Source organism: Geodermatophilus sp. SYSU D00879, assembly GCF_054050375.1.
The window spans coordinates 345,524-365,666 of the sequence record NZ_JBJGZF010000002.1 but is presented as its reverse complement, the minus strand read 5'-3'; the positions used below and the strand labels follow the sequence as shown (position 1 = coordinate 365,666).

The 20,143-nt window shown below is 76.3% G+C and carries 19 protein-coding genes; 14 read left to right on the top strand and 5 right to left on the bottom strand.

Annotated elements, in window-relative coordinates; genetic code table 11:
- The first annotated feature begins 29 nt into the window (after positions 1-29).
- The 7 genes from ACI79B_RS05170 to hpf all read left to right on the top strand — a co-directional run bounded on the left by ACI79B_RS05170 (position 30) and on the right by hpf (position 8,535).
- Positions 30-899, top strand: a complete 870-nt coding sequence (locus ACI79B_RS05170; RefSeq protein WP_456929397.1) for a GmrSD restriction endonuclease domain-containing protein — start codon at positions 30-32, stop codon at positions 897-899.
- A gap of 126 nt (positions 900-1,025) precedes the next feature.
- Positions 1,026-2,513 carry an adenosylhomocysteinase gene (ahcY, locus tag ACI79B_RS05165; protein WP_456929396.1) on the top strand — a complete coding sequence of 496 codons (1,488 nt, stop codon included), beginning with the start codon at positions 1,026-1,028 and terminating at the stop codon, positions 2,511-2,513.
- A 177-nt stretch (positions 2,514-2,690) separates the two neighbouring features.
- On the top strand, positions 2,691-3,398 hold the full coding sequence (mtrA, locus tag ACI79B_RS05160; RefSeq protein WP_387991509.1) for an MtrAB system response regulator MtrA: 708 nt from the start codon (positions 2,691-2,693) through the stop codon (positions 3,396-3,398).
- A 4-nt stretch (positions 3,399-3,402) separates the two neighbouring features.
- The gene (gene mtrB, locus ACI79B_RS05155; RefSeq protein WP_456929395.1) at positions 3,403-5,142 is read left to right on the top strand and encodes an MtrAB system histidine kinase MtrB; all 1,740 of its coding nucleotides are present in this window, start codon (positions 3,403-3,405) and stop codon (positions 5,140-5,142) included.
- Positions 5,139-6,851 carry an LpqB family beta-propeller domain-containing protein gene (locus tag ACI79B_RS05150; RefSeq protein ID WP_456929394.1) on the top strand — a complete coding sequence of 571 codons (1,713 nt, stop codon included), beginning with the start codon at positions 5,139-5,141 and terminating at the stop codon, positions 6,849-6,851. Before mtrB ends, ACI79B_RS05150 begins: the two co-directional genes overlap by 4 nt.
- A 174-nt stretch (positions 6,852-7,025) precedes the next feature.
- On the top strand, positions 7,026-7,781 hold the full coding sequence (locus tag ACI79B_RS05145; protein ID WP_456929393.1) for a ComF family protein: 756 nt from the start codon (positions 7,026-7,028) through the stop codon (positions 7,779-7,781).
- Between the two features lie 67 nt (positions 7,782-7,848).
- Complete coding sequence (gene hpf, locus ACI79B_RS05140; RefSeq protein WP_456929392.1) at positions 7,849-8,535, top strand: ribosome hibernation-promoting factor, HPF/YfiA family; 687 nt, start codon at positions 7,849-7,851, stop codon at positions 8,533-8,535.
- Positions 8,536-8,660: 125 nt separating this feature from the next.
- Here hpf and ACI79B_RS05135 read toward each other — a convergent pair whose 3' ends face one another.
- Positions 8,661-9,209: a GNAT family N-acetyltransferase gene (locus ACI79B_RS05135; RefSeq protein WP_456929391.1), complete on the bottom strand. Its 549-nt coding sequence runs from the start codon at positions 9,207-9,209 to the stop codon at positions 8,661-8,663.
- Positions 9,210-9,219: 10 nt separating this feature from the next.
- Positions 9,220-9,612: a TIGR03618 family F420-dependent PPOX class oxidoreductase gene (locus tag ACI79B_RS05130; RefSeq protein ID WP_456929390.1), complete on the bottom strand. Its 393-nt coding sequence runs from the start codon at positions 9,610-9,612 to the stop codon at positions 9,220-9,222.
- A 59-nt stretch (positions 9,613-9,671) separates the two neighbouring features.
- Between ACI79B_RS05130 and secA the strand changes: the two genes are divergently transcribed.
- Positions 9,672-12,758 carry a preprotein translocase subunit SecA gene (secA, locus tag ACI79B_RS05125; protein WP_456929389.1) on the top strand — a complete coding sequence of 1,029 codons (3,087 nt, stop codon included), beginning with the start codon at positions 9,672-9,674 and terminating at the stop codon, positions 12,756-12,758.
- Positions 12,759-12,886: 128 nt separating this feature from the next.
- Complete coding sequence (locus ACI79B_RS05120) at positions 12,887-13,393, top strand: GtrA family protein (RefSeq protein WP_456929388.1); 507 nt, start codon at positions 12,887-12,889, stop codon at positions 13,391-13,393.
- A 3-nt stretch (positions 13,394-13,396) separates the two neighbouring features.
- Here the strand turns inward: ACI79B_RS05120 and ACI79B_RS05115 are convergent, their stop codons facing one another.
- Together ACI79B_RS05115 and ACI79B_RS05110 are read right to left on the bottom strand one after the other, a co-directional pair.
- Positions 13,397-13,945 (bottom strand): Rv3235 family protein, encoded by a 549-nt coding sequence (locus tag ACI79B_RS05115; protein WP_456929387.1) that lies wholly within the window; start codon positions 13,943-13,945, stop codon positions 13,397-13,399.
- A gap of 80 nt (positions 13,946-14,025) precedes the next feature.
- Positions 14,026-14,691 (bottom strand): hypothetical protein, encoded by a 666-nt coding sequence (locus ACI79B_RS05110; RefSeq protein WP_456929386.1) that lies wholly within the window; start codon positions 14,689-14,691, stop codon positions 14,026-14,028.
- 85 nt (positions 14,692-14,776) lie between these two features.
- Here ACI79B_RS05110 and ACI79B_RS05105 point away from each other — a divergent pair, with 85 nt between their 5' ends.
- Positions 14,777-15,346, top strand: coding sequence for a hypothetical protein (locus tag ACI79B_RS05105; RefSeq protein ID WP_456929385.1), 570 nt, complete (start codon positions 14,777-14,779; stop codon positions 15,344-15,346).
- Positions 15,347-15,348: 2 nt separating this feature from the next.
- On the opposite strand, the gene ACI79B_RS05100 is transcribed toward ACI79B_RS05105, so the two are convergent.
- A complete protein-coding gene (locus ACI79B_RS05100; RefSeq protein ID WP_456929384.1) occupies positions 15,349-15,660 on the bottom strand; it encodes a helix-turn-helix domain-containing protein in 312 nt (103 codons plus the stop codon).
- Between the two features lie 213 nt (positions 15,661-15,873).
- On the opposite strand from ACI79B_RS05100, the gene ACI79B_RS05095 reads away from it, so the two are divergent.
- From ACI79B_RS05095 to ACI79B_RS05080, 4 genes are all read left to right on the top strand, one after another.
- A complete protein-coding gene (locus ACI79B_RS05095) occupies positions 15,874-16,791 on the top strand; it encodes an SAF domain-containing protein (RefSeq protein WP_456929383.1) in 918 nt (305 codons plus the stop codon).
- Entirely contained in the window at positions 16,791-18,086 is a 1,296-nt protein-coding gene (locus tag ACI79B_RS05090; protein WP_456929382.1) for an AAA family ATPase, read from the top strand. The genes ACI79B_RS05095 and ACI79B_RS05090 overlap by 1 nt, the downstream gene beginning before the upstream one ends.
- 91 nt (positions 18,087-18,177) lie before the next feature.
- Positions 18,178-19,560: a WS/DGAT/MGAT family O-acyltransferase gene (locus ACI79B_RS05085; RefSeq protein ID WP_456929381.1), complete on the top strand. Its 1,383-nt coding sequence runs from the start codon at positions 18,178-18,180 to the stop codon at positions 19,558-19,560.
- Positions 19,561-19,629: 69 nt separating this feature from the next.
- Positions 19,630-20,142, top strand: a complete 513-nt coding sequence (locus ACI79B_RS05080; protein ID WP_456929380.1) for a DUF6912 family protein — start codon at positions 19,630-19,632, stop codon at positions 20,140-20,142.
- Position 20,143: the final 1 nt, after the last annotated feature.

Here is a 20,143-nt window from a genome sequence, read left to right as displayed (position 1 = left end):
ACGGCGCGGCCGCGGACGTAGCGTCGGTCGTGCACCTCCGACCGGCCCGGCCGCGCCCCGCCCCGCTGCGGGCGGCGCTGGCGCTGGGGCTGGTGGCCGCGCTGGGGTCCGGGTGCACCGCCCTGCTCGGCGACCCGCCCGCCGTCCCGTCCGCCGGCAGCGCCCTCGAGGCGCTGGACTCCGTCGAGGTCCGCGGCCGCGCGCCCCAGACCGGCTACTCCCGCGACGAGTTCGGCGACGGCTGGGTCGACACCGACCACAACGGCTGCGACACCCGCAACGACGTCCTGGCCCGCGACCTCACCGGGGAGCGCTTCGAGCCGGGCACCCGCGACTGCGTCGTCGTCAGCGGCACCCTCGCCGACCCGTACTCCGGCCGCACCATCGCGTTCCGCCGCGGCGAGGGGACCAGCGAGGCGGTGCAGATCGACCACGTCGTCGCGCTGTCCGACGCCTGGCAGAAGGGCGCCCAGCAGTGGGACGCCGCCCGGCGCACCGAGTTCGCCAACGACCCGCTCAACCTCCTCGCCGTCGACGGCCCGCTCAACCAGGCCAAGGGCGACTCCGACGCCGCCACCTGGCTGCCGCCGGCCCGGTCCTACCGGTGCGCCTACGTGGCCCGGCAGGTCGCGGTGAAGGTGACCTACGGGCTGTGGATGACCCGCGCCGAGCGGGACGCCGTCGCCGGCGTGCTCGACGCCTGCCCCGACGAGCCGCTGCCCGGGCGCGGCCCGCTCCCGGCCCAGGAGGCGCCGGAGAGCGCGCCGCCGGCGCCGGTGACGCCCTATCCCGACTGCGCCGCGGTGCGCGCCGCGGGCGCCGCGCCCCTCCGCGAGGGCGACCCCGGCTGGAACCCGTCCCTGGACGGCGACGGCGACGGCGTCGGCTGCGAGGGCTGAGCCCGCCGGGCCCGCTGCGTTAGGCTGGACGACGGCACGAGCCCCGCCGAAGCCTCGGCATGCTCGCTCATCTCAGTGACCCCGAGTCCCCGCCGCTGCCGGTGGGGGCCTCGACCCTGGAGCGACATGACCGCCTCTACCGGCACCCGCGTCCTGACCGACGGCGACTTCGAGGTCGCCGACCTCTCCCTGGCGCCGTTCGGCCGCAAGGAGATCCAGCTCGCCGAGCACGAGATGCCCGGCCTGATGGCGCTGCGCGCCGAGTACGGCGACGAGCAGCCGCTGGCCGGCGCCCGCATCGCCGGCTCGCTGCACATGACCGTGCAGACCGCCGTCCTCATCGAGACCCTCGTCGCGCTCGGCGCCGACGTCCGCTGGGTCTCCTGCAACATCTTCTCCACCCAGGAACACGCCGCCGCCGCGATCGTCGTCGGCCCCGAGGGCACCGCCGAGCAGCCCGCCGGCGTCCCGGTCTTCGCCTGGAAGGGCGAGACCCTCGAGGACTACTGGTGGTGCACCCAGCGGCTGTTCGAGTTCCGCGACGAGAGCGGCGACGTCGTCGGCCCGAACATGCTGCTCGACGACGGCGGCGACGCCACCCTGCTGGTGCACCTCGGCACCCGCTTCGAGGCCGACGGCGCCGTCCCGGACACCACCGAGGCCGACTCCGAGGAGTACGGCGTCATCCTCGCCGCGCTGCGCGAGAGCCTGGCCACCGACGCCGGCTACTGGACCCGCATCGGCCAGGGCATCAAGGGCGTCACCGAGGAGACCACCACCGGCGTCATGCGGCTGTACGAGCTCGCCCGCGACGGCCGGCTGCTGTTCCCGGCGATCAACGTCAACGACTCGGTCACCAAGAGCAAGTTCGACAACCTCTACGGCTGCCGGCACTCGCTCATCGACGGCATCAACCGCGCCACCGACGTCATGATCGGCGGCAAGGTGGCCGTGGTCTGCGGCTACGGCGACGTCGGCAAGGGCTGCGCGGAGTCGCTGCGCGGCCAGGGCGCCCGGGTGATCGTCACCGAGATCGACCCGATCAACGCCCTGCAGGCGGCGATGCACGGCTACGAGGTGACCACCCTCGACGAGGTCATCGGCCGGGCCGACATCATCATCACGGCCACCGGCAACCGCGACATCATCACCGCCGAGCAGCTCGGGCGGACCAAGCACCAGGCGATCGTCGGCAACATCGGCCACTTCGACAACGAGATCGACATGGCCGGCCTCGCCCGCACCCCGGGCATCGAGCGCACGCAGATCAAGCCGCAGGTCGACGAGTGGCGGTTCGCCGACGGCCACACGATCATCGTGCTCTCCGAGGGCCGGCTGCTGAACCTGGGCAACGCCACCGGGCACCCCAGCTTCGTCATGAGCGCCTCGTTCTCCAACCAGGTGCTCGCCCAGATCGAGCTGTGGGGCAACCGCGCCGCCTACGAGGGCAAGACCCCCACCGTCACCGTGCTGCCCAAGAAGCTCGACGAGCACGTGGCCCGGCTCCACCTCGACGCGCTCGGCGTGAAGCTCACCCAGCTCACCAAGGTGCAGGCCGACTACATCGGCGTGCCGGTCGAGGGCCCGTTCAAGAGCGAGCACTACCGCTACTGAGGAAGGACCCCCTCGCCCCCCACCGCTCGCTCCGCTCGCGGTGGGCCCCTGCGAGGGGACCGTTCCAGCCCCTCACCTCGCCCTGCGGTCAGGGGAGGATGGGGCGGATGGTGGCGCCGGACCGGTGATTCGGTCCGGCGCCACCGTTATCCGGCCGTGACGTCGCAGAATGGTCACGTGCCTCCGACCGCAGCGAACAACGGGCCCAGTCGCGGCCGCGTCCTGGTCGTCGACGACGACGCCGCCCTCGCCGAGATGCTCGGCATCGTCCTGCGGCGAGAGGGCTACGACCCGGCCTTCGTCTCCGACGGCAACCGGGCGCTGTCGGTCTTCCAGCAGACCCGGCCCGACATCGTCCTGCTCGACCTCATGCTGCCCGGCCGCAACGGCCTGCAGATCGCCCAGGACATCCGCAGCCAGTCGACCGTCCCGATCGTCATGCTCACCGCCAAGGGCGACACCATCGACGTCGTCCAGGGGCTCGAGGCCGGCGCCGACGACTACGTCACCAAGCCGTTCAAGCCCGTCGAGCTCGTCGCCCGGGTCCGCGCCCAGCTGCGCCGCGGCGAGACCGGCCAGGCCGAGACGCTGTCCATCGGCGACGTGCACATCGACGTCCCGGCGCACCAGGTCACCCGGGACGGCTCGCCGATCCCGCTGACCCCGCTGGAGTTCGACCTGCTGGTCGCCCTGGCCCGCAAGCCGCGCCAGGTGTTCACCCGCGAGCTCCTGCTCGAGCAGGTGTGGGGCTACCGGCACGCCGCCGACACCCGGCTGGTCAACGTCCACGTGCAGCGGCTGCGGGCCAAGATCGAGCGCGACCCGGAGAAGCCGGAGATCGTCCTGACCGTCCGAGGCGTCGGCTACAAGGCCGGCCCCCCGTGATCCCGTGAGCACCACCGAGCGGGCGCCCGCCGCACCGGCGGACGACAGCGACACCGACGTCTCCGCGCCGGCGCGCCCGGCCGCGGTCCGCGCGCCCCGGCGGCGGCCGGCCGACCTGCCCGCGCTGCGGCGGGGGTTGCGCCGCCGGGCGGTCCGGGCGCGGATCCGCGCCCGCCGGCTGGCCGGGCGGGCGGTCACCGCCTGGCGGCGGTCGCTGCACGTGCGCATCGGCGCGATCACGATGGTCGTGGCCGGCACGGTCGTGGTGATCGTCAGCCTGGTGCTGTTCAGCCAGATCCGGACCCAGCTGCTGTCGGTCAAGCAGCAGGCCGCGATCGACCAGGCCCAGGCCGGCGTCGTCTACGCCCGGTCGGAGGTGGTGGGCATCGCCGCCGGCGACGCCGCCAGCGTCCGCGCCACCCTGGGCCGCACGGTCAACGGGCTGCTCACCCGCGGCGGCTCGGCCGGTGACTTCGACGTCGTCATGGTCTACCGCACCGGCAACGCCGAGCGGCCGCCCGCGATCAGCCGGCCCGGCGTCTACCCGGCGCTGCCCGACGACCTGCGCGCGGGCGTGCAGGGTGGCGGCCAGTACACGCAGTACGCGCTCGTCCCCGACGACGCCGGCGAGCCGCAGCCCACGCTGCTGGTGGGGGTGCCCGTCCCCGGCGACGTCTCCTCCTCCGAGGCGATCGAGCTGTACTACGCGTTCCCGCTCGACCAGGAGCAGGAGACGCTGTCGCTCATCCGCAGCACCGTGGCGATCAGCGGCATCGCCCTGACCCTGTTCGTGGCCGGGATCGGCGTGCTCGTGACCCGGCTGGTCGTCGACCCGGTGCGCCGCGCCGCCGGCACCGCCCAGCGGCTGGCCGAGGGCCAGCTCGAGGAGCGGATGGCCGTCCGCGGCGAGGACGACCTGGCCCGGCTGGCCACCAGCTTCAACGCCATGGCCGACAGCCTGCAACGGCAGATCACCCAGCTGGAGGGGCTGTCCCAGCTGCAGCAGCGGTTCACCTCCGACGTCAGCCACGAGCTGCGCACCCCCCTGACGACGGTGCAGATGGCCGCCGACGTGCTGCACGAGTCGCGCGGGGACTTCCCGCCCCACGTGGCGCGGTCGGCCGAGCTGCTGCACGAGGAGCTCGACCGCTTCGAGCGGCTGCTGTCGGACCTGCTGGAGATCAGCCGCTACGACGCCGGCGCCGCCGTCCTCGACTGGGCGCCCACCGACCTCGGCGCGCTGGTGGGCCGGGTGGCCGACGGGATGTCCGCGCTGGCCGAGCGGCACGGCTGCGAGCTGCGGGTCACCGGCCCGGCCGACCCGGTGATCGCCGAGGTCGACGCGCGGCGGGTCGAGCGGATCCTGCGCAACCTGGTCGGCAACGCCGTCGAGCACGGCAGCGGGCAGCCGATCGAGGTCACGCTGGCGGCCAACCGGACCGCGGCGGCGGTCACCGTCCGCGACCACGGCGTCGGGCTGTCCTCGGCCGAGGCGGCGCACGTCTTCGACCGGTTCTGGCGGGCCGACCCCTCGCGGGTGCGCACCGTCGGCGGCAGCGGGCTGGGCCTGTCGATCAGCCTCGAGGACGCCCGGCTGCACGGCGGCTGGCTGCAGGTGTGGGGCCAGCCGGGCCTGGGCGCGCAGTTCCGGCTCACCGTCCCGCTGGTGGCCGGCACCGACCTCACCAGCTCGCCGCTGCCGCTGCGGCCGACGATCGTCCGCCGGCCGGGGGAGCGGCGGTGAGGCGGCTGCCGGCCGCGCTGGCCGCCCTGCTGGTGGGGCTGCTCGCCGCGTGCTCGACCGTGCCCACCGGCTCCGCGCCGCAGGCGATCACCGACGCCCAGGCCCGGCCCACCGGCGACGTCGGCATCGAGCCGCTCGGCCCGCGCACCGGGGCGCCGCCGGAGGAGATCGTCCGCGGCTTCATCGACGCCGCCGCCAGCACCGTCAACGGCCACCCCGTCGCCGTCGAGCACCTGACCCCCGAGGCGGGCGCGACCTGGTCCGACGAGGCCGGCATCACCCTGGTGGGCCCGGACTACGCGACGGTGGCCACCGGCTCGGGCACCGTCGTCATGACCGGCGACCTGGTCGGCACCGTCGACCCGCGCGGCGTCTTCACCGCCCCCGACGACACGGTGTTCACCCGCGAGTTCACGCTGGCCGAGGTGGACGGCGAGTGGCGGATCACCAACCCGCCGGACGGGCTGGTCATGCTCGTCCCCGACTTCGAGCGCCTCTACGACGACCTCGCCGTCTACTTCGTCGACCCCACCGGCGCCCGCGTGGTGCCCGACCCGCGGTACCTCATCTCCGGGGAGGCGCAGCCGACGACGCTGGTGCAGCGGCTGGTCGAGGGCCCCTCCCCGGCCCTGGCCGCCGGCGTCGCCAACGCACTGGGCGGGATGACGCTGACCCGCGCGGTGACCGTGTCCGGGTCGACGGTCACCGTCGACCTCGCCGGCCTCGACGACCTCGCGCCCAACCAACTCGCCCAGCTGTCCGCCCAGCTGGTGTGGACGCTGGACCAGCTCGAGGGCACCAACTCGGTGGAGCTGACCAGCAACGGCGAGCCGGTCGCCATCGACGGCGTCCCCACCGTCCAGCGCACCGACGACTGGGCCTCCTACAGCCCGGACTCGGTGCCCGCCGACGCCTCCGGCCACTACCTCGACGGCGGCCGGCTGATGACCGTCGAGGGGCAGCCGGCACCCGGGCCGGCCGGCGAGGGTGCCTACGGGCTGACCGGCGCGGCGGTGTCCGCGGACCCGCGCACCAGCGCACTGACGGCGATGGCCGGCGTCGCGGTCAGCGGGGGCACCGCGTCGCTGCTGACGGGCACCTACGGCCAGGGCCTGGCCCCGGTGATCACCGGCGCCGGCCGGCTGTCGGTGCCGACGGTCGCCGCCACCCGGGCGGAGTTCTGGGTGGTCCGCGACGAGAGCACCGTCGTCCGGGTGCCGGCCTCCGGGCAGCCGCAGCCGGTGAACGCCCCGACCCTGCCCGGGCAGGGCCGGGCGACGGCGCTGCAGCTCTCGCCCGACGGCGTCCGCGCCGCCGCGGTGGTCACCCGCGGGGACGGCGCCGTGCTGCTGGTGGGCACGGTCGTGCGGTCCGACGAGGGCCAGGTCGCGCTGCGCGACCTGCGCGAGGTGGCGCCGTCGCTGACCGCCGTGGTCGACGTCGGCTGGCGCACCGCCGGCAGCCTGATGGTGCTCGCCGACGGCGAGGAGGGCGTGGTGCCCTACACCGTCGGCGTCGACGGGTGGGGGCTGGCCACGGTCCCCACCGCCGGCCTGCCCAGCGCGCCGACGGCGCTGGCGGCGGCGCCCGGCCAGCTGCCGCTGGTCAGCGCCGGCGGGACGATGTGGCTGCTGGTCGGCGGCACCTGGGTGACGCTGCAGCGAGGCCAGGAGCCGGTGCCGGGCACCGAGCCCTTCTACCCGGTGTAGCGGAAGGGCCCTCTGCCCCCGCCACTCGCAGGCTCGCGCCAGGCCCCGTCCAGAGGCTCGCCGCGAGCTCGCGAGCGGGGAGGAGGACGGGGTCCTTCCGCCTGCAGAGGGGCCGCTCTCCACAGATGCGGTCGGAGCCGGGTGCCGGGGAGCCCAGAGCCGCAGGCTGGGCCGGTGGGAGGTCTCGGCGCGGCGCTCGCCGACCTCGTGCTCCCGCGCACCTGCGCCGGCTGCGGCGTGCCCGGCCCGGCGCTGTGCCGGCGTTGCGCGGCCCTGCTCGGCGCACCGCGCGAGGCGACGCCGCGCCGGCTCCCGCCGGGGATGCCGCCCACCGTGGCCGCCGGCGCCTACGCCGGGCCGGTCCGCCCCGCGGTCGCGGCGTTCAAGGAGCACGGCCGCGCGGAGCTCGCCGGCCCGCTCGGGGCGGCGCTGGCCCTGGCCGTCGGCGTGCACGCGGTGCTCCTGCCCGGCCGGCCGGTCCTGCTGGTCCCGGTGCCGCCGACCCGGGCGGCGCTGCGGGCGCGCGGCCGCGACTGCGTGCGGGAGCTGGCCGCGGCCGCCGTCGCCCACCTGCGCGCCGCGGGGGTGCCCGCCGGGTGCGTCGGGCTGCTCGGCCGGGCCGGGCGGGTGCGGGACTCCGCGGGGCTGTCGGTGGCGCAGCGGCGGGCCAACCTCGCCGGCACCTTCGCCGTCCGCCCCGCCCGGCTCCCGCCGGAGGCGGTGCTCGTGGTCGTCGACGACGTCGTCACCAGCGGCGCGACGCTCGCCGAGGCGGCCGCCGCGCTGGCCGTGACACGCCCGGACGGTGACACGCCGGTGCTGGCCGCCGTCGTCGCCGCGACGCCCCGTCCCGGTCCCCGGCCGGTCCGCGCGGCGTCACCTGGGCGCTTCCCGGACGGCTCCGAGAAGGTGTCCCGGGTGTCCCGCTGATCGACTGTCCGGCCCACGTGACAGCGACTAGCGTTGCATCGATCACACCCGATGACCGGGAGGTCTGATGGAGATCGTGGTCCGTGGCCGCAACGTCGAAGTGCCCGAACACTATCGGCAGCACGTGGAGGACAAGGTCGGTCAGCTCGAACGGTTCGACGGCAAGCTCTCGCGCATCGACGTCGAGCTGTTCCACGAGAAGAACCCCCGCCAGTCCTCCAACTGCCAGCGTGTGGAGATCACCCTGCGCGGCAAGGGACCCGTGGTCCGCGCCGAGGCCGCCGCGCCGGACTTCTACGCCGCGCTCGACATGTGCTGCGGCAAGCTCGACAACCGGCTGCGGCGGGCGAACGACCGCCGCCGCGTGCACCACGGCCGGCGCACCCCGCCCAGCGTGCGGGTCGCCGGCCCCACCGCCGCGCCGCTGGAGACCCCGGCGCTCGGCATCCCCGACGTCGAGCAGCAGTTCGCCGGGGAGCCCCTCGTCACAGACCTCGACGAGCACCTGCCCGGCCGGATCGTGCGGGAGAAGCACCACCCGGCCGTGCCCATGACCGTCGACCAGGCCCTGCACGAGATGGAGCTCGTGGGCCACGACTTCTTCCTCTTCCAGTGCGCCGACACCGGCCAGCCGACCGTCGTCTACCGCCGGCACGCGTTCGACTACGGCCTGATCCGGCTGGTGGAGCCGCCGCTGGGCACCGAGTCTTCGCACGTCGCGGCACCGGCCGAGCCCGCCGCCGTCCCGCGCTGACCGTCCCCGGAGGGGCCGTGCCGTGCCGGCGCGGCCCCTCCGCCGTGTCCGGGCACCGGTCAGCCGCAGGCGCCCGGCCGGCCCGCCCCGGCACCGTCGCGCTGCTCACCGAGGAGAGCTGATCCTCAGTCGGCGGCCAGCCGGCCGAACAGCACGGCGTCGGCGCGGGTCCCGTCCCGCCGCGGCAGGGCGGAGCGGACGACGCCCTCGCGGGTGAACCGGGCCCGCAGAGCCACCGCCTGCGACGCGGGGTTGTCCACGTCCACCACCAGGTGCACCCGCGGCGCCCCGTGCGCGAACGCCCAGCCGGCCAGGCCGTCGGTGACCTCGGTGGCGTAGCCGCGCCGCCGCGCCCACGGGGCCACCGAGTAGCCGATCTCCGGGCCGAGGTGCCGCCCGCCGAACACCAGCCCCGCCGTGCCGACGAACTCGCCGTCGGCCTCGGCCACCACCGGCAGCCCGGTGCCCTCGGCGCGCTGGCGCAGCACCGTGTCCACGAACGCGCGGGCGTCGCCGAGCGTGTAGGGCACCGGCGCGGCGCTGATCCAGCGCTGCGTCTCCGGGTCCTGGGTGGCGCGGTGCACCGCGACGGCGTCGTCGGGGGTGAACGGCCGCAGGACCAGCCGGGCGGTGCGGACCACCTCGGTGGTCAGGTCGATGCCGGTGAGCTCCACCCGAGCATCGTCACGCGTTGCCGAGCACCCGGTCGACCGAGATCTCGACGACGACCCGCGCCGGGTTCTCCCGCGGCTGCCGGTACCGCCGCGCGTAGCGGGCCTCGGCGTCGGCCACCGCGGCCGCGTCGTCGCGCACGACCGCCGTCCCCTCGAGCGTCAGCCAGCGGCGCCCGTCGACCTGGCAGACGGCGACCCGCGACTGCCCCGCGCGGACGTGCCGGGCCTTGGCCGAGCCGCCGGAGGTGATCACCCGGGCGGTGCGGGTGTCCGGGTCGTAGGTGACGCCGACGGGAACCACGTGCGGGGTCCCGTCGGCGCGCAGCGTGGTCAGCGTGGCCAGGTGGCGCTCGGTCAGGAAGGCGAGCGCGCCGGGCCCGAGGGCGGCGGGGTCGGTGGCCACCCGGCGGAGGGTACGTGCGGCGTCCCCGGGGTGCTGGCCGGGCCGCCTACGCTGGTGCCGTGGTGTTCTCGAGAATCCTGCGAGCCGGTGAGGGCAAGATCCTCCGACGACTGGACCGGATCGCCGACGCGATCGAGTCCCTGGAGGGCGACGTCGCCGACCTCACCGACGCGGAACTCCGGGCCAAGACCGACGAGTTCAGGCAGCGGTACGAGGACGGCGAGACCCTCGACCAGCTGCTCCCGGAGGCGTTCGCCGTCGTCCGGGAGGCGGCCACCCGCACCCTGGGCCAGCGGCACTTCCGCGTCCAGCTGATGGGCGGCGCCGCGCTGCACCTGGGCAACATCGCCGAGATGCGCACCGGTGAGGGCAAGACCCTGACCGGCGTGCTGCCGGCCTACCTCAACGCCCTGACCGGCGAGGGCGTGCACGTGGTCACGGTCAACGACTACCTGGCCAAGCGCGACGCCGAGTGGATGGGCCGGGTGCACCGCTTCCTCGGCCTGTCGGTGGGCACGATCCTGTCCGGCGAGAAGCCCGCGCACCGCCGCGAGCAGTACGCCGCCGACATCACCTACGGCACGAACAACGAGTTCGGCTTCGACTACCTGCGCGACAACATGGCCTGGTCCAAGGCCGACCTCGTGCAGCGCGGCCACCACTTCGCGATCGTCGACGAGGTCGACTCGATCCTCATCGACGAGGCCCGCACCCCGCTGATCATCAGCGGCCCGGCCGAGTCCGCCGGCAAGTGGTACGTCGAGTTCGCGCGCATCGTGCCGCTGATGAAGCGGGACGAGCACTACGAGGTGGAGGAGGCCAAGCGGACGGTCGCCGTCACCGAGGAGGGCGTCGAGTTCGTCGAGGACCAGCTCGGCATCGACAACCTCTACGAGGCGGTCAACACCCCGCTGATCGGCTACCTCAACAACGCCCTGAAGGCCAAGGAGCTCTTCCACCGCGACCAGCAGTACATCGTCAGCAACGGCGAGGTGCTGATCGTCGACGAGTTCACCGGCCGCGTGCTGGCCGGCCGCCGCTACAACGAGGGCATGCACCAGGCCATCGAGGCCAAGGAGAAGGTGCAGATCAAGGACGAGAACCAGACCCTCGCCACGATCACGCTGCAGAACTACTTCCGGCTCTACGACAAGCTCTCCGGGATGACCGGCACCGCCCAGACCGAGGCGGCCGAGCTCTCGCAGACCTACAAGCTGGGCGTCGTCCCGATCCCGACCAACCGGCCGATGGTCCGCGAGGACCGCTCCGACGTCGTCTACAAGACCGAGAAGGCCAAGTTCGACGCGGTCATCGACGACATCGCCGACCGGCACGAGAAGGGCCAGCCGGTCCTCGTCGGCACCGCGAGCGTCGAGAAGTCCGAGGTCCTGTCCAAGCTGCTGCTGCGCCGCGGCATCCCGCACGAGGTCCTCAACGCGAAGAACCACGCGCGGGAGGCGGCGATCGTCGCCCAGGCCGGGCGGCTGGGCGCGGTCACCGTGGCCACCAACATGGCCGGCCGCGGCACCGACATCCAGCTCGGCGGCAACCCCGAGTTCATCGCCGACGAGGAGCTGCGCGCCCGCGGCCTGTCGCCGTCGGAGACCCCGGAGGAGTACGAGGCCGCCTGGGACGAGGCGCTCGCCGCGGCCAAGGACCAGGTCAAGGCCGAGCACGAGGAGGTCGCCGAGGCCGGCGGGCTCTACGTGCTGGGCACCGAGCGGCACGAGAGCCGCCGCATCGACAACCAGCTGCGCGGCCGGTCGGGCCGGCAGGGCGACCCGGGGGAGTCGCGGTTCTACCTCTCCCTCGGCGACGACCTCATGCGCCGGTTCAACGGCCCGATGCTCGAGTCGATGATGACCACGCTGCGGGTCCCCGAGGACCAGCCGATCGAGTCGAAGATGGTCTCCCGGGCCATCCGCTCGGCGCAGACGCAGGTCGAGCAGCAGAACTTCGAGGTCCGCAAGGACGTCCTCAAGTACGACGAGGTGCTCAACCGGCAGCGCACGGTCATCTACGACGAGCGCCGCAAGGTGCTCGACGGCGAGGACCTGCACGAGCAGGTGCAGCACATGCTCGACGACGTCGTCCGCGCCTACGTCGACGGCGCCACCGAGACCGGCTACGCCGAGGACTGGGACCTCGAGCAGCTGTGGACCGGGCTGAAGTCGCTCTACCCGGTGGGCCTGGACCGCCAGGAGCTCATCGACCGGGTCGCCGACGGCGAGCAGGCCGCGCTGACCGCCGACGTGCTGCGCACCGAGCTGCTCGAGGACGTGCACCGCTCCTACGAGGAGCGCGAGGCCGCGCTGGGCTCGGAGGTCATGCGCGAGCTCGAGCGGCGGGTGCTCCTGTCCGTGCTCGACCGCAAGTGGCGCGAGCACCTCTACGAGATGGACTACCTGCGGGCCGGCATCCACCTGCGCGCGATGGCCAACCGCGACCCGGTCGTGGAGTACCAGCGCGAGGGCTACGACATGTTCACCGCGATGCTCGACGGCATCAAGGAGGAGTCGGTCGGCTTCCTGTTCAACCTGGAGGTCAAGACCAAGGAGCAGCAGGAGGCGGAGGCCCGGGCGCAGCAGGCCGAGGCCGAGGCCAAGGCGCTGGCCGCCGCGCAGGAGGGCACCGCCCGCGTGCTCGCCCGGCAGCGGGCGGCGCAGGAGGCCGCGGCCCGCGCGGCCGCCGCGCCCGCCGATGGCGCCACCGCTCCGGTGGCCGACGGCGCCGCTGCCCCCGCTCCCGCCGCCGCCTCCGCCGACGGGGACGGGTCCGCGCCGGTGTCGATGGCCAAGCCGTCCGGCGGGCCGGCGGCCCGGCGCTCGACCGGCGCCCCGGCCGGGCGGCCCACCGCCCGCAAGAGCGGCACCCGGCCCGCGGCCCCGGCCGCGCCCGAGGCGGAGACCCCGGCGCCGTCGGGCACCGGGCCGCAGCTGGCGGTCAAGGGCCTCGACGAGCCGCGGCGGCAGGAGAACCTGAGCTACTCGGCGCCCTCGCTCGACGCCTCGCCGAAGGAGAGCGGCCCGGCCAAGGCGGCCAAGACCGCCACGGTCACCGGGACCAAGGAGCCGGCCCGCAACGCGCCGTGCCCCTGCGGCTCGGGCAAGAAGTACAAGGTCTGCCACGGGGCGGCCGGTCGCTGACCGCTCCCGCACAGCCCCGGCGCCCCGTCGACCCCCGTGGTCGGCGGGGCGCCGGCGTCCCCGGATCAGGTGCGCGATGAGGGTCTTCCCTGATGTACCGGAGGCCGTGAGGCGAGGAGCCTTGACCCGTGCCCGCGACCGTCCTCGCTCCTCCACCCGACCGGGTGGGGCCGCGGGCGTCGGCGCCGACGCTGCTCGACCGGCTCCGCAGTGACCGCGTGCCGGCGCAGTTCGTCCGGTTCGTGCTGGTCGGCGGCTCGGCGAACGTCGTCTACGCCGGCCTGTTCCTGACGCTGGTCGGGCTCGGGGACCAGACGGCCAACCTCGTCGCGGTGGTCGCCTCGACGGCGCTGGCCAACGAGCTGCACCGCCGGCTGACCTTCCGCGCCGCCGACCGGACCGGCTGGGCGACGGCGCAGTGGGCCGGCGGGGGGATCGCCGTCGCCGGGCTGGTGACCTCGAGCCTCACGCTGGCCGCGGTCGACGCCTGGACGGTCTCCGCCCCTCCGCTGGTGTCGGTGCTCGCGGTCATCGCGGTCAGCGGCCTCGTGGGCCTGGCCCGGTTCGTCGGTCTCCGCTGGGTCCTCGTGGTCCGCCCGGGAGCGGCGGCCCGCCGTCCGCGAGCGCGCACCTGACCGTCAGCCGATCGACAGGGCGGTGCACCGCCAGCGTCCGTCGACGCCCTCCAGCCGGGCGGCCACCGCGTGGGCGCGACCGGCCCGCCGCGCCACCGCGCTGACCTCGGCCACGCCGTCGACCGGCTCGCACACGTGCACCGGGCCGAGCAGCAGCGGCGCGGTGCCGGCGGCGCACCAGGCCGGCCGCCGTCCGGCGACGAGCGCCGCGTGCACGCCGGGGGAGGCGAGCCGCTGCACCTGGGACAGCGGCCGGCGGCCGGCCAGCGCCTCGAGCACGGTGGTGAACAGCAGCCGGCCGGTGGCGCGGGGGGCGGGCAGGTCGGCCCGCACCGACCAGGCCGGGCCGAAGAGGTCCGGCCGGCGACTGCGGGGTCCCTCCGGCGCCGGCCGCGGACCGGGCCGGTGCGGCGGGCGGGGCGGCGGCGTCGCCGGGTCGACCAGGGCGACGGCCGGTCCGGTCAACGGCGGGTGCAGCGGCGGGACGAGGCTCAGCCGCAGGATGCGCAGCGGCGCGGCGGTCGGCGGAGCGGGCTGGGTGGACGCGGTCACGGGAGCTCCCGGGGGTCGGGTCGGGGTGGGGGCGACGCGGGCCGGGGGAGCGGCCGGACGGGTTCGGCGGGGTGCGGCCCTCACGGCGGCGGGCGCAGCACCTGACCGGGCAGCAGCAGGTCGGGGTCGGGGCCGATGACGGCCGCGTTCGCCGCCCACCAGCGGCCGACGGCGGCGGCGGTCGCGGCGTCGGGGGGCTCGGCGCCGGTGCGGGCGCGCAGGTCGGCGGCCGCGATGGTCCACAGGCACTCGCCGCGCAGCACGACGTGCTCGCCGGGGGCAGGGGCGGGCCAGTCGGGCACCGCGGGAGCGGGGACGGGCGCCGGCCAGTCGGGGACGGCCGGCGGGGCCGGCGCGCCGGCGGTCGCGACGACGACGGGCCCCGCGGCCGCGCAGCCGCTCAGGACCGGTGCCGTGGCCAGGCCGACGCCGAGGGCGAGCGCGGCCGCCCGCCGCCCGGACGCCGGCACCACCCGCCGCAGGAGGGCGCCCGCGGCCGCGCCGGCCAGGCCGGGCAGCGCCGACAGCGCGGTGAGCGCCAGGCCGAGCGCGCCCCAGGCCCAGACGGCCCACGCCACGACGGCGACCGAGTCGAGCAGCAGCGCCTCGGGCCCGGCGGTGTCGGCGAGGGCCTGCAGGTCACCGCCGGTGCGCAGGAGGGCGGCGAGGTCCGGGGTGACGGCGCGCAGGACTCCACTCAGCGCGGCCACGACCGCCGTCGTGACGACGAGTCGACGTGCCGACACGTGCCCTCCTCTCGATGACGTCGGCGTACTGAAGCAAGCAAACGCAACCAAACGCAAGAGTCCTTGTGGATCTAGGCTCTGCGGCATGCGCTGGCAGCAGCTGTTCGCCGACCTGCAGGCGGAGTTCGAGGAGGCCGCGGCGGCCGGGGAGCGGGCCGAGCTCCCGTCCCGGTCCCGGGCGGAGGTCGGCGCACTGCGGCTGGCGGACCGGCTCGGCGGCGCGGTCGGTGGGCACGTGTCGCTGCGCTGCCGCGGCGCGGGGGAGGTGGCCGGCCGGCTCACCGAGCTGGGGCCGGACTGGGCGCTGCTCGACGACGGCTCCGGGCGCGAGGTGCTGGTGGCGCTGCCGGCCGTCGTCGCGGTGTCGGGGCTGGTGCGGACCACGGCCGCGGCTGGGGCGCCGAGGGCCGTCCGGGCGGCGCTGGACCTGCGCCGGGCGCTGCGGGGGCTGGCGCGCGACCGCGGCGCGGTGGCCGTCGTCCTCGACGACGGCGGGGTGCTGACGGGGACGGTGGACCGGGTGGGGGCCGACTTCGTGGAGCTGGCCGAGCACGCGGCCGACGACTTCCGCCGGGCCGGCGCGGTGCGCGGCGTGCGGGCGGTGGTGCTCTCGGCGGTCGCCGTGGTGCGGACGCTCGCGCCCGGCGCGGCCTGAGCTCAGCGGGTGCGGCGCCCTCCCCGGGTGGGCGCCTCGCCGGCCGGGACCGCGTCCCTGCTGGTCTCGGCACCGCCGGCCGGCTCGCCGGCGGGCGCGACCTCGTCGGCGGCGGGCACCGCGCCGGCCCGGGCCTCGGCGTACTTCCGCTGGATGAAGCGCTCGAGCTCGTCGACCTCGACCCGCCACTGGCCGCGGCCGCCGATCTGGATGGCGATCAGTTCCCGGCGCCGCACGAGGGCGTAGGCCTGCGACCAGGAGACGTTGAGGATCTCGGCGACGTCGTCGAGGGTCAGGAAGCGCGGTGTGGGCATGGGGCTCTCCGTCCGGTCCCCGCCAGTCTGTCAGGAACGCACTCACCCGCACGCTTCCCGTCCACACCCGAACGTGTGGACAACCGGTGCACGCATCCGCATCCGTACCGCATCATCTGCCTCCGACCGAGCCTCGCCGTGCCGGTCGGGACGGACACCCGCCGGTCGGCGGGCCGCCGGGGGAGCCCCGGCCAGCGGAGGGAGGAGCGCCCGGTGAGCGCTGCGACGCGCACGGTGCCGGCGGGTCCCGCCGCCGAGACCCCCGCCGGGCCGGTGCCACGCCGCGTGCGGCCGCCCCGCTGGCTGGACCTGCGCCTGGTGCTCGGCGTGCTGCTCGTCCTGGGCTCGGTGCTGCTGGGCGCCCGGGTGCTCACCGCCGCCGACGCCACCGTGCCGGTGTGGTCGGTGACCGCCGACCTCGCCGCGGGCACCGTGCTCGGCCCCGAGGACCTGGCCGCCGTCGACGTCCGGCTCGGCGACGCCGCCGGCGCCTACCTGTCCACCGGCACCGACCCCGCGGGCCGGACCCTCGCCCGGGCGGTCCGGGCCGGCGAGCTGCTGCCGCGGACCGTGCTGGAGGAGCCGGAGGACCTGGTGCAGGTCGCGCTGCCGGTCCAGGCCGGCTACGTCCCGCCGGGCCTGGCCCGTGGCTCGGTCGTCGACGTCTACGGGGTCACCGACCCGGCGGGCAGCGCGACGGGGGAGGGCGTCGTGCTCGTGGTCGGCTCGGCGCCGGTGCAGGCGGTCAGCGGCCGGGCGGAGGGCGTCCTCTCGACGACGACCACGACCGTGCAGGTGGTGGTCGCGGTCCCCGCCGACGACGCGCCCGACGTGCTGGCCGCGATCGGCGGCCGGCCGCTGGTGGTCGTGGCGCACGGGTCCGTCGAGGACGCCGGCACGCCCGCGGTGTCCCGGTCGCCGGCCGCTCCGCCGTCGCGGGCCCCGGCCTCCTCGTCGGCGCCGGCCTCCTCGTCTCCGACCTCCTCGGTGCCGACCTCCTCGACGCCGGCCCCGGGGCCGGCTCCCGTGCCCGTCCCGCCGGTGCAGCCCGCGCCCGCGCCGGTGGAGCCGGTGGCCCCGCCGGTGACCGTCGACCCCGCGGCCGGTGTCCCCGCCGCGCCCGCCGCCTGATGGCGCTGCAGGTCGTCACCGCGGTCACCGGCGCGCCGTGGGAGGCGGCGCTGGTCGGGGCGCTCGACCGCGCCGACCACGGCGTCACCGTCGTGCGGCGCTGCGTCGACGCCTCGGACCTGCTGGCCACCGCGGCCACCGGCACCGCCCAGGCCGCGCTGTTGTCGGCCGACCTGCACCGGCTCGACGGCGACGTGGTCGCCCGGCTGGCCGCCGCGGGGGTGGCCGTCGTCGGGCTGGCCGACCCCGCGGACCAGGGCGCCGGCGACCGGCTGCGCGCCCTCGGCGTGGGGACGGTGCTGCCGGCCGACGCCCCGGCCGAGGACGTCGTGCGCGCGCTGCGGAACGCCGTCGCGGGCGGGCCGGCCGCCGGGCGTGACGTCGCCGACCCGCGGGCGGCGCTGCCCGCCCCGGCGCTCCCCGAGCCGGGGCCGGAGGAGCAGCGGCCCCCGCGCGGCCGGGTCGTGGCGGTGTGGGGGCCGACCGGCGCGCCCGGCCGGACCACGGTCGCGGTCGGTCTCGCCGACGAGGCCGCCCGTCTCGGCGTCCGCACGCTGCTCGTCGACGCGGACGTCTACGGCGGCGTGGTCGCGCAGGTGCTCGGGCTGCTCGACGAGTCGCCGGGGCTGGCCGGGGCGGCGCGGCAGGCGGCGGCCGGCACGCTCGACGGCGCCGCGCTCACCCGGCTGGCCTGGTCGGTCCGCCCGGACCTGGCCGTGCTGACCGGGCTGGCGCGCGCCGACCGCTGGCCCGAGCTGCGGCCCGCCGCGGTCGCCGCGGTGCTCGCGGAGGCGCGGCGGTCCGCCGACCTCGTCGTCGTCGACTGCGCGTTCAACCTCGAGGAGGACGAGGAGCTGTCCTTCGACACGGCCGCGCCCCGGCGCAACGGCGCCACGGTGACCGTGCTCGAGTCCGCCGACGACGTCCTCTGCGTCAGCGGCGCCGACCCGGTGGCGCTGCAGCGCACCATCCGCGCCCTCGGCCAGCTGCGCGACCTGCTGCCGGAGGTGGAGCCGGCGGTCGTGGTCAACCAGGTGCGCCGCGGGCCGGTGCCCGGGGACCCGCGCGAGGAGATCGCGGGCGCGCTCGAGCGCTTCGCCGGCCGCGCGGTCCGCGCGTTCCTGCCGGCCGACCGCCGCGCCACCGACGCCGCCCTCGCCTCCGGCCGGACACTCGCCGAGGTGGCGCCCGGCTCCCCGCTGCGCGCCGCCCTGCGGTCCCTGGCCGCGGGGCTCGCGCGGGTGCCCGAGCCCGCCGCCGGCCGCCGTGGCCGCCCGCGCCGGAGGGCCCGGTGACGCCGCCGTCCCGGTCCGGCGACCACCCGTCCCGCGGGTGTGCCGGCCTCCGCCCGCGACGTACGGTGGGCTCCCGATCCGGAGGAGGACGATGGCCGAGCGGCTGAGCACCCTGGACGCGTCGTTCCTCTACCTGGAGGACGACGGGGTACCGATCCACGTGGCCGGGGTGCTGGTCCTGGAGCCGGTCGAGGGCGGTCTCGACGCCCTCGCCGAGCTGGTCGAGGCGCGGCTGCCGCTGGTGCCGCGCTACCGGCAGCGGATCGTGCCGGTGCCGGGTCACCTGGCGAACCCGGTGTGGGCCGACGACCCCGACTTCGACGTCGCCTACCACGTCCGGCGGTCGGCGGTGCCGCGCCCGGGCACCGAGGCGCAGCTGCTCGACCTGGTCTCCCGGGTGACCTCGCGCCCGCTGGACCGTGGTCGGCCGCTGTGGGAGGTCTACCTGGTCGAGGGCCTGTCCGGCGGCCGGGTCGCGGTGGTCACCAAGACCCACCCGGCGCTGGTCGACGGGCTGGGCGCCGTCGACATCGCGCAGGTCCTGCTCGACAGCTCCCCGGACGCGCCGGTCCCGTCGGCCGACGTCTGGGCGCCGCGGCGGGTGCCCGGCCGGGTCGAGCTGGTCCGCGACGCGCTCGGGGACTACGTGCAGCGCCCGACGGCGGTGCTCGAGACCGCGCGGTCGGCGGTCGGCGACCTGCGCTCCACCGCGGCCCGGGTGCGGGGCGTGGCCGGAGGGCTGGTGCGGGCAGCCCGCTCGGCGGTCGTCCCGGCTCCGCACGGCCCGCTCGCCCGCACGCTGGGCAACCAGCGGCGGGTCGCCGTGGCGCGCGCCGACCTCGAGGACCTCAAGGCGATCCGCAAGGCGCACGGCGGCACGGTCAACGACGTCCTGCTGACCGTGCTCAGCGGCGCCCTGCGCGACTGGCTGCTGTCCCGCGGCGAGCCGGTGCTCGGCTCGACCGCCGTCCGCGCGCTGGTGCCGGTGTCGGTGCAGGGCGAGGACCAGGACGCGCCGGGCAGCAGCGTGGCGGCCCACCTGGTCGACCTGCCGGTCGGGGAGCCCAACCCGTGGGTGCGCCTGGCCCGCCTCAGCTACGCGATGCGCGGGGTGACCGGCTCGGGCCGCTCGGTGCGCGCCGACACGCTCGTCGCGCTGACCGGTTTCGCCCCGCCCACGCTGCACGCGCTCGGGGCGCGCGCCGCCCGGGGGCTGTCCCGGCGGGTGTTCAACCTCGTCGTCACCAACGTCCCGGGCCCGCAGGTGCCGCTGTACGCCGCCGGCAGCCGGATGCTCGAGGTGTTCCCCGTGGTCCCCCTCGTCGGCGGGCAGGGCCTGGCGGTCGGCATGACCAGCTACGACGGGCACGTCTACGTCGGGCTCAACGCCGACCGGGACGGCGTCGGGGACGTGGACGTCCTGGCCGACCTCGTCGAGCAGGAGGTCGGAGCGCTCGCCGACTCCGTGCGCTGACCCGGCGGCGGACCCGCGCCGGGCGGTGCGGGATACGGTCGGCTTCCCCGACAGGAGAGGAGCGGCCGGGTGCGGATCTACCTGCCGGCGACGACGAGCGTCCTGCGGACGCTCGTGGACGAGGGCCGGCTGAGCGGGCCGCACACCGGCTTCGCCGTCACCCCGCGGCTGCGCGACCACTACGCGCTCAGCGACGCCGCGGCCGACGTCGAGGAGCTGGAGTACGCGGCGCTGCTCGCCGCCGCCCGGGCCAGCCTGCGGCTGGTCGACGTCGATCCCACGGCCGCCCGCCGCCGGGTCGTGCTCGCCGCCGACGTGCCCGACGGCTCGGTCACCGAGATCGACGACCCGGACACCGAGCCCGGCGCCGTGCGGGTCACCGCCGACGTCACGCTCGCCGACGTGGCCAGCGCGCACGTCGACGGCGCCGAGGCCGAGGAGGACGTGCGCGCCGCCGTCGCCGTGGTCCTCGAGGCCGACCTCGGCAGCGAGGAGGCGCAGTTCGTCGTCGACCAGGCCGAGGGGCACGAGCTGGCCTGGTACGCCACCCAGGAGATCGGCCCGGCGCTCGACCTGCTCTGAC

What these genes read in the sequence shown, in the direction of transcription:
- hpf (WP_456929392.1), top strand. Translation starts at nt 7,849, where the DNA reads ATGGAGATCGTGGTCCGTGGCCGCAACGTCGAAGTGCCCGAACACTAT.
- ACI79B_RS05090 (WP_456929382.1), top strand. Translation starts at nt 16,791, where the DNA reads ATGGCGCTGCAGGTCGTCACCGCGGTCACCGGCGCGCCGTGGGAGGCG.
- ACI79B_RS05085 (WP_456929381.1), top strand. Translation starts at nt 18,178, where the DNA reads ATGGCCGAGCGGCTGAGCACCCTGGACGCGTCGTTCCTCTACCTGGAG.
- ACI79B_RS05100 (WP_456929384.1), bottom strand. Translation starts at nt 15,660, where the DNA reads ATGCCCACACCGCGCTTCCTGACCCTCGACGACGTCGCCGAGATCCTC.
- ahcY (WP_456929396.1), top strand. Translation starts at nt 1,026, where the DNA reads ATGACCGCCTCTACCGGCACCCGCGTCCTGACCGACGGCGACTTCGAG.
- ACI79B_RS05105 (WP_456929385.1), top strand. Translation starts at nt 14,777, where the DNA reads ATGCGCTGGCAGCAGCTGTTCGCCGACCTGCAGGCGGAGTTCGAGGAG.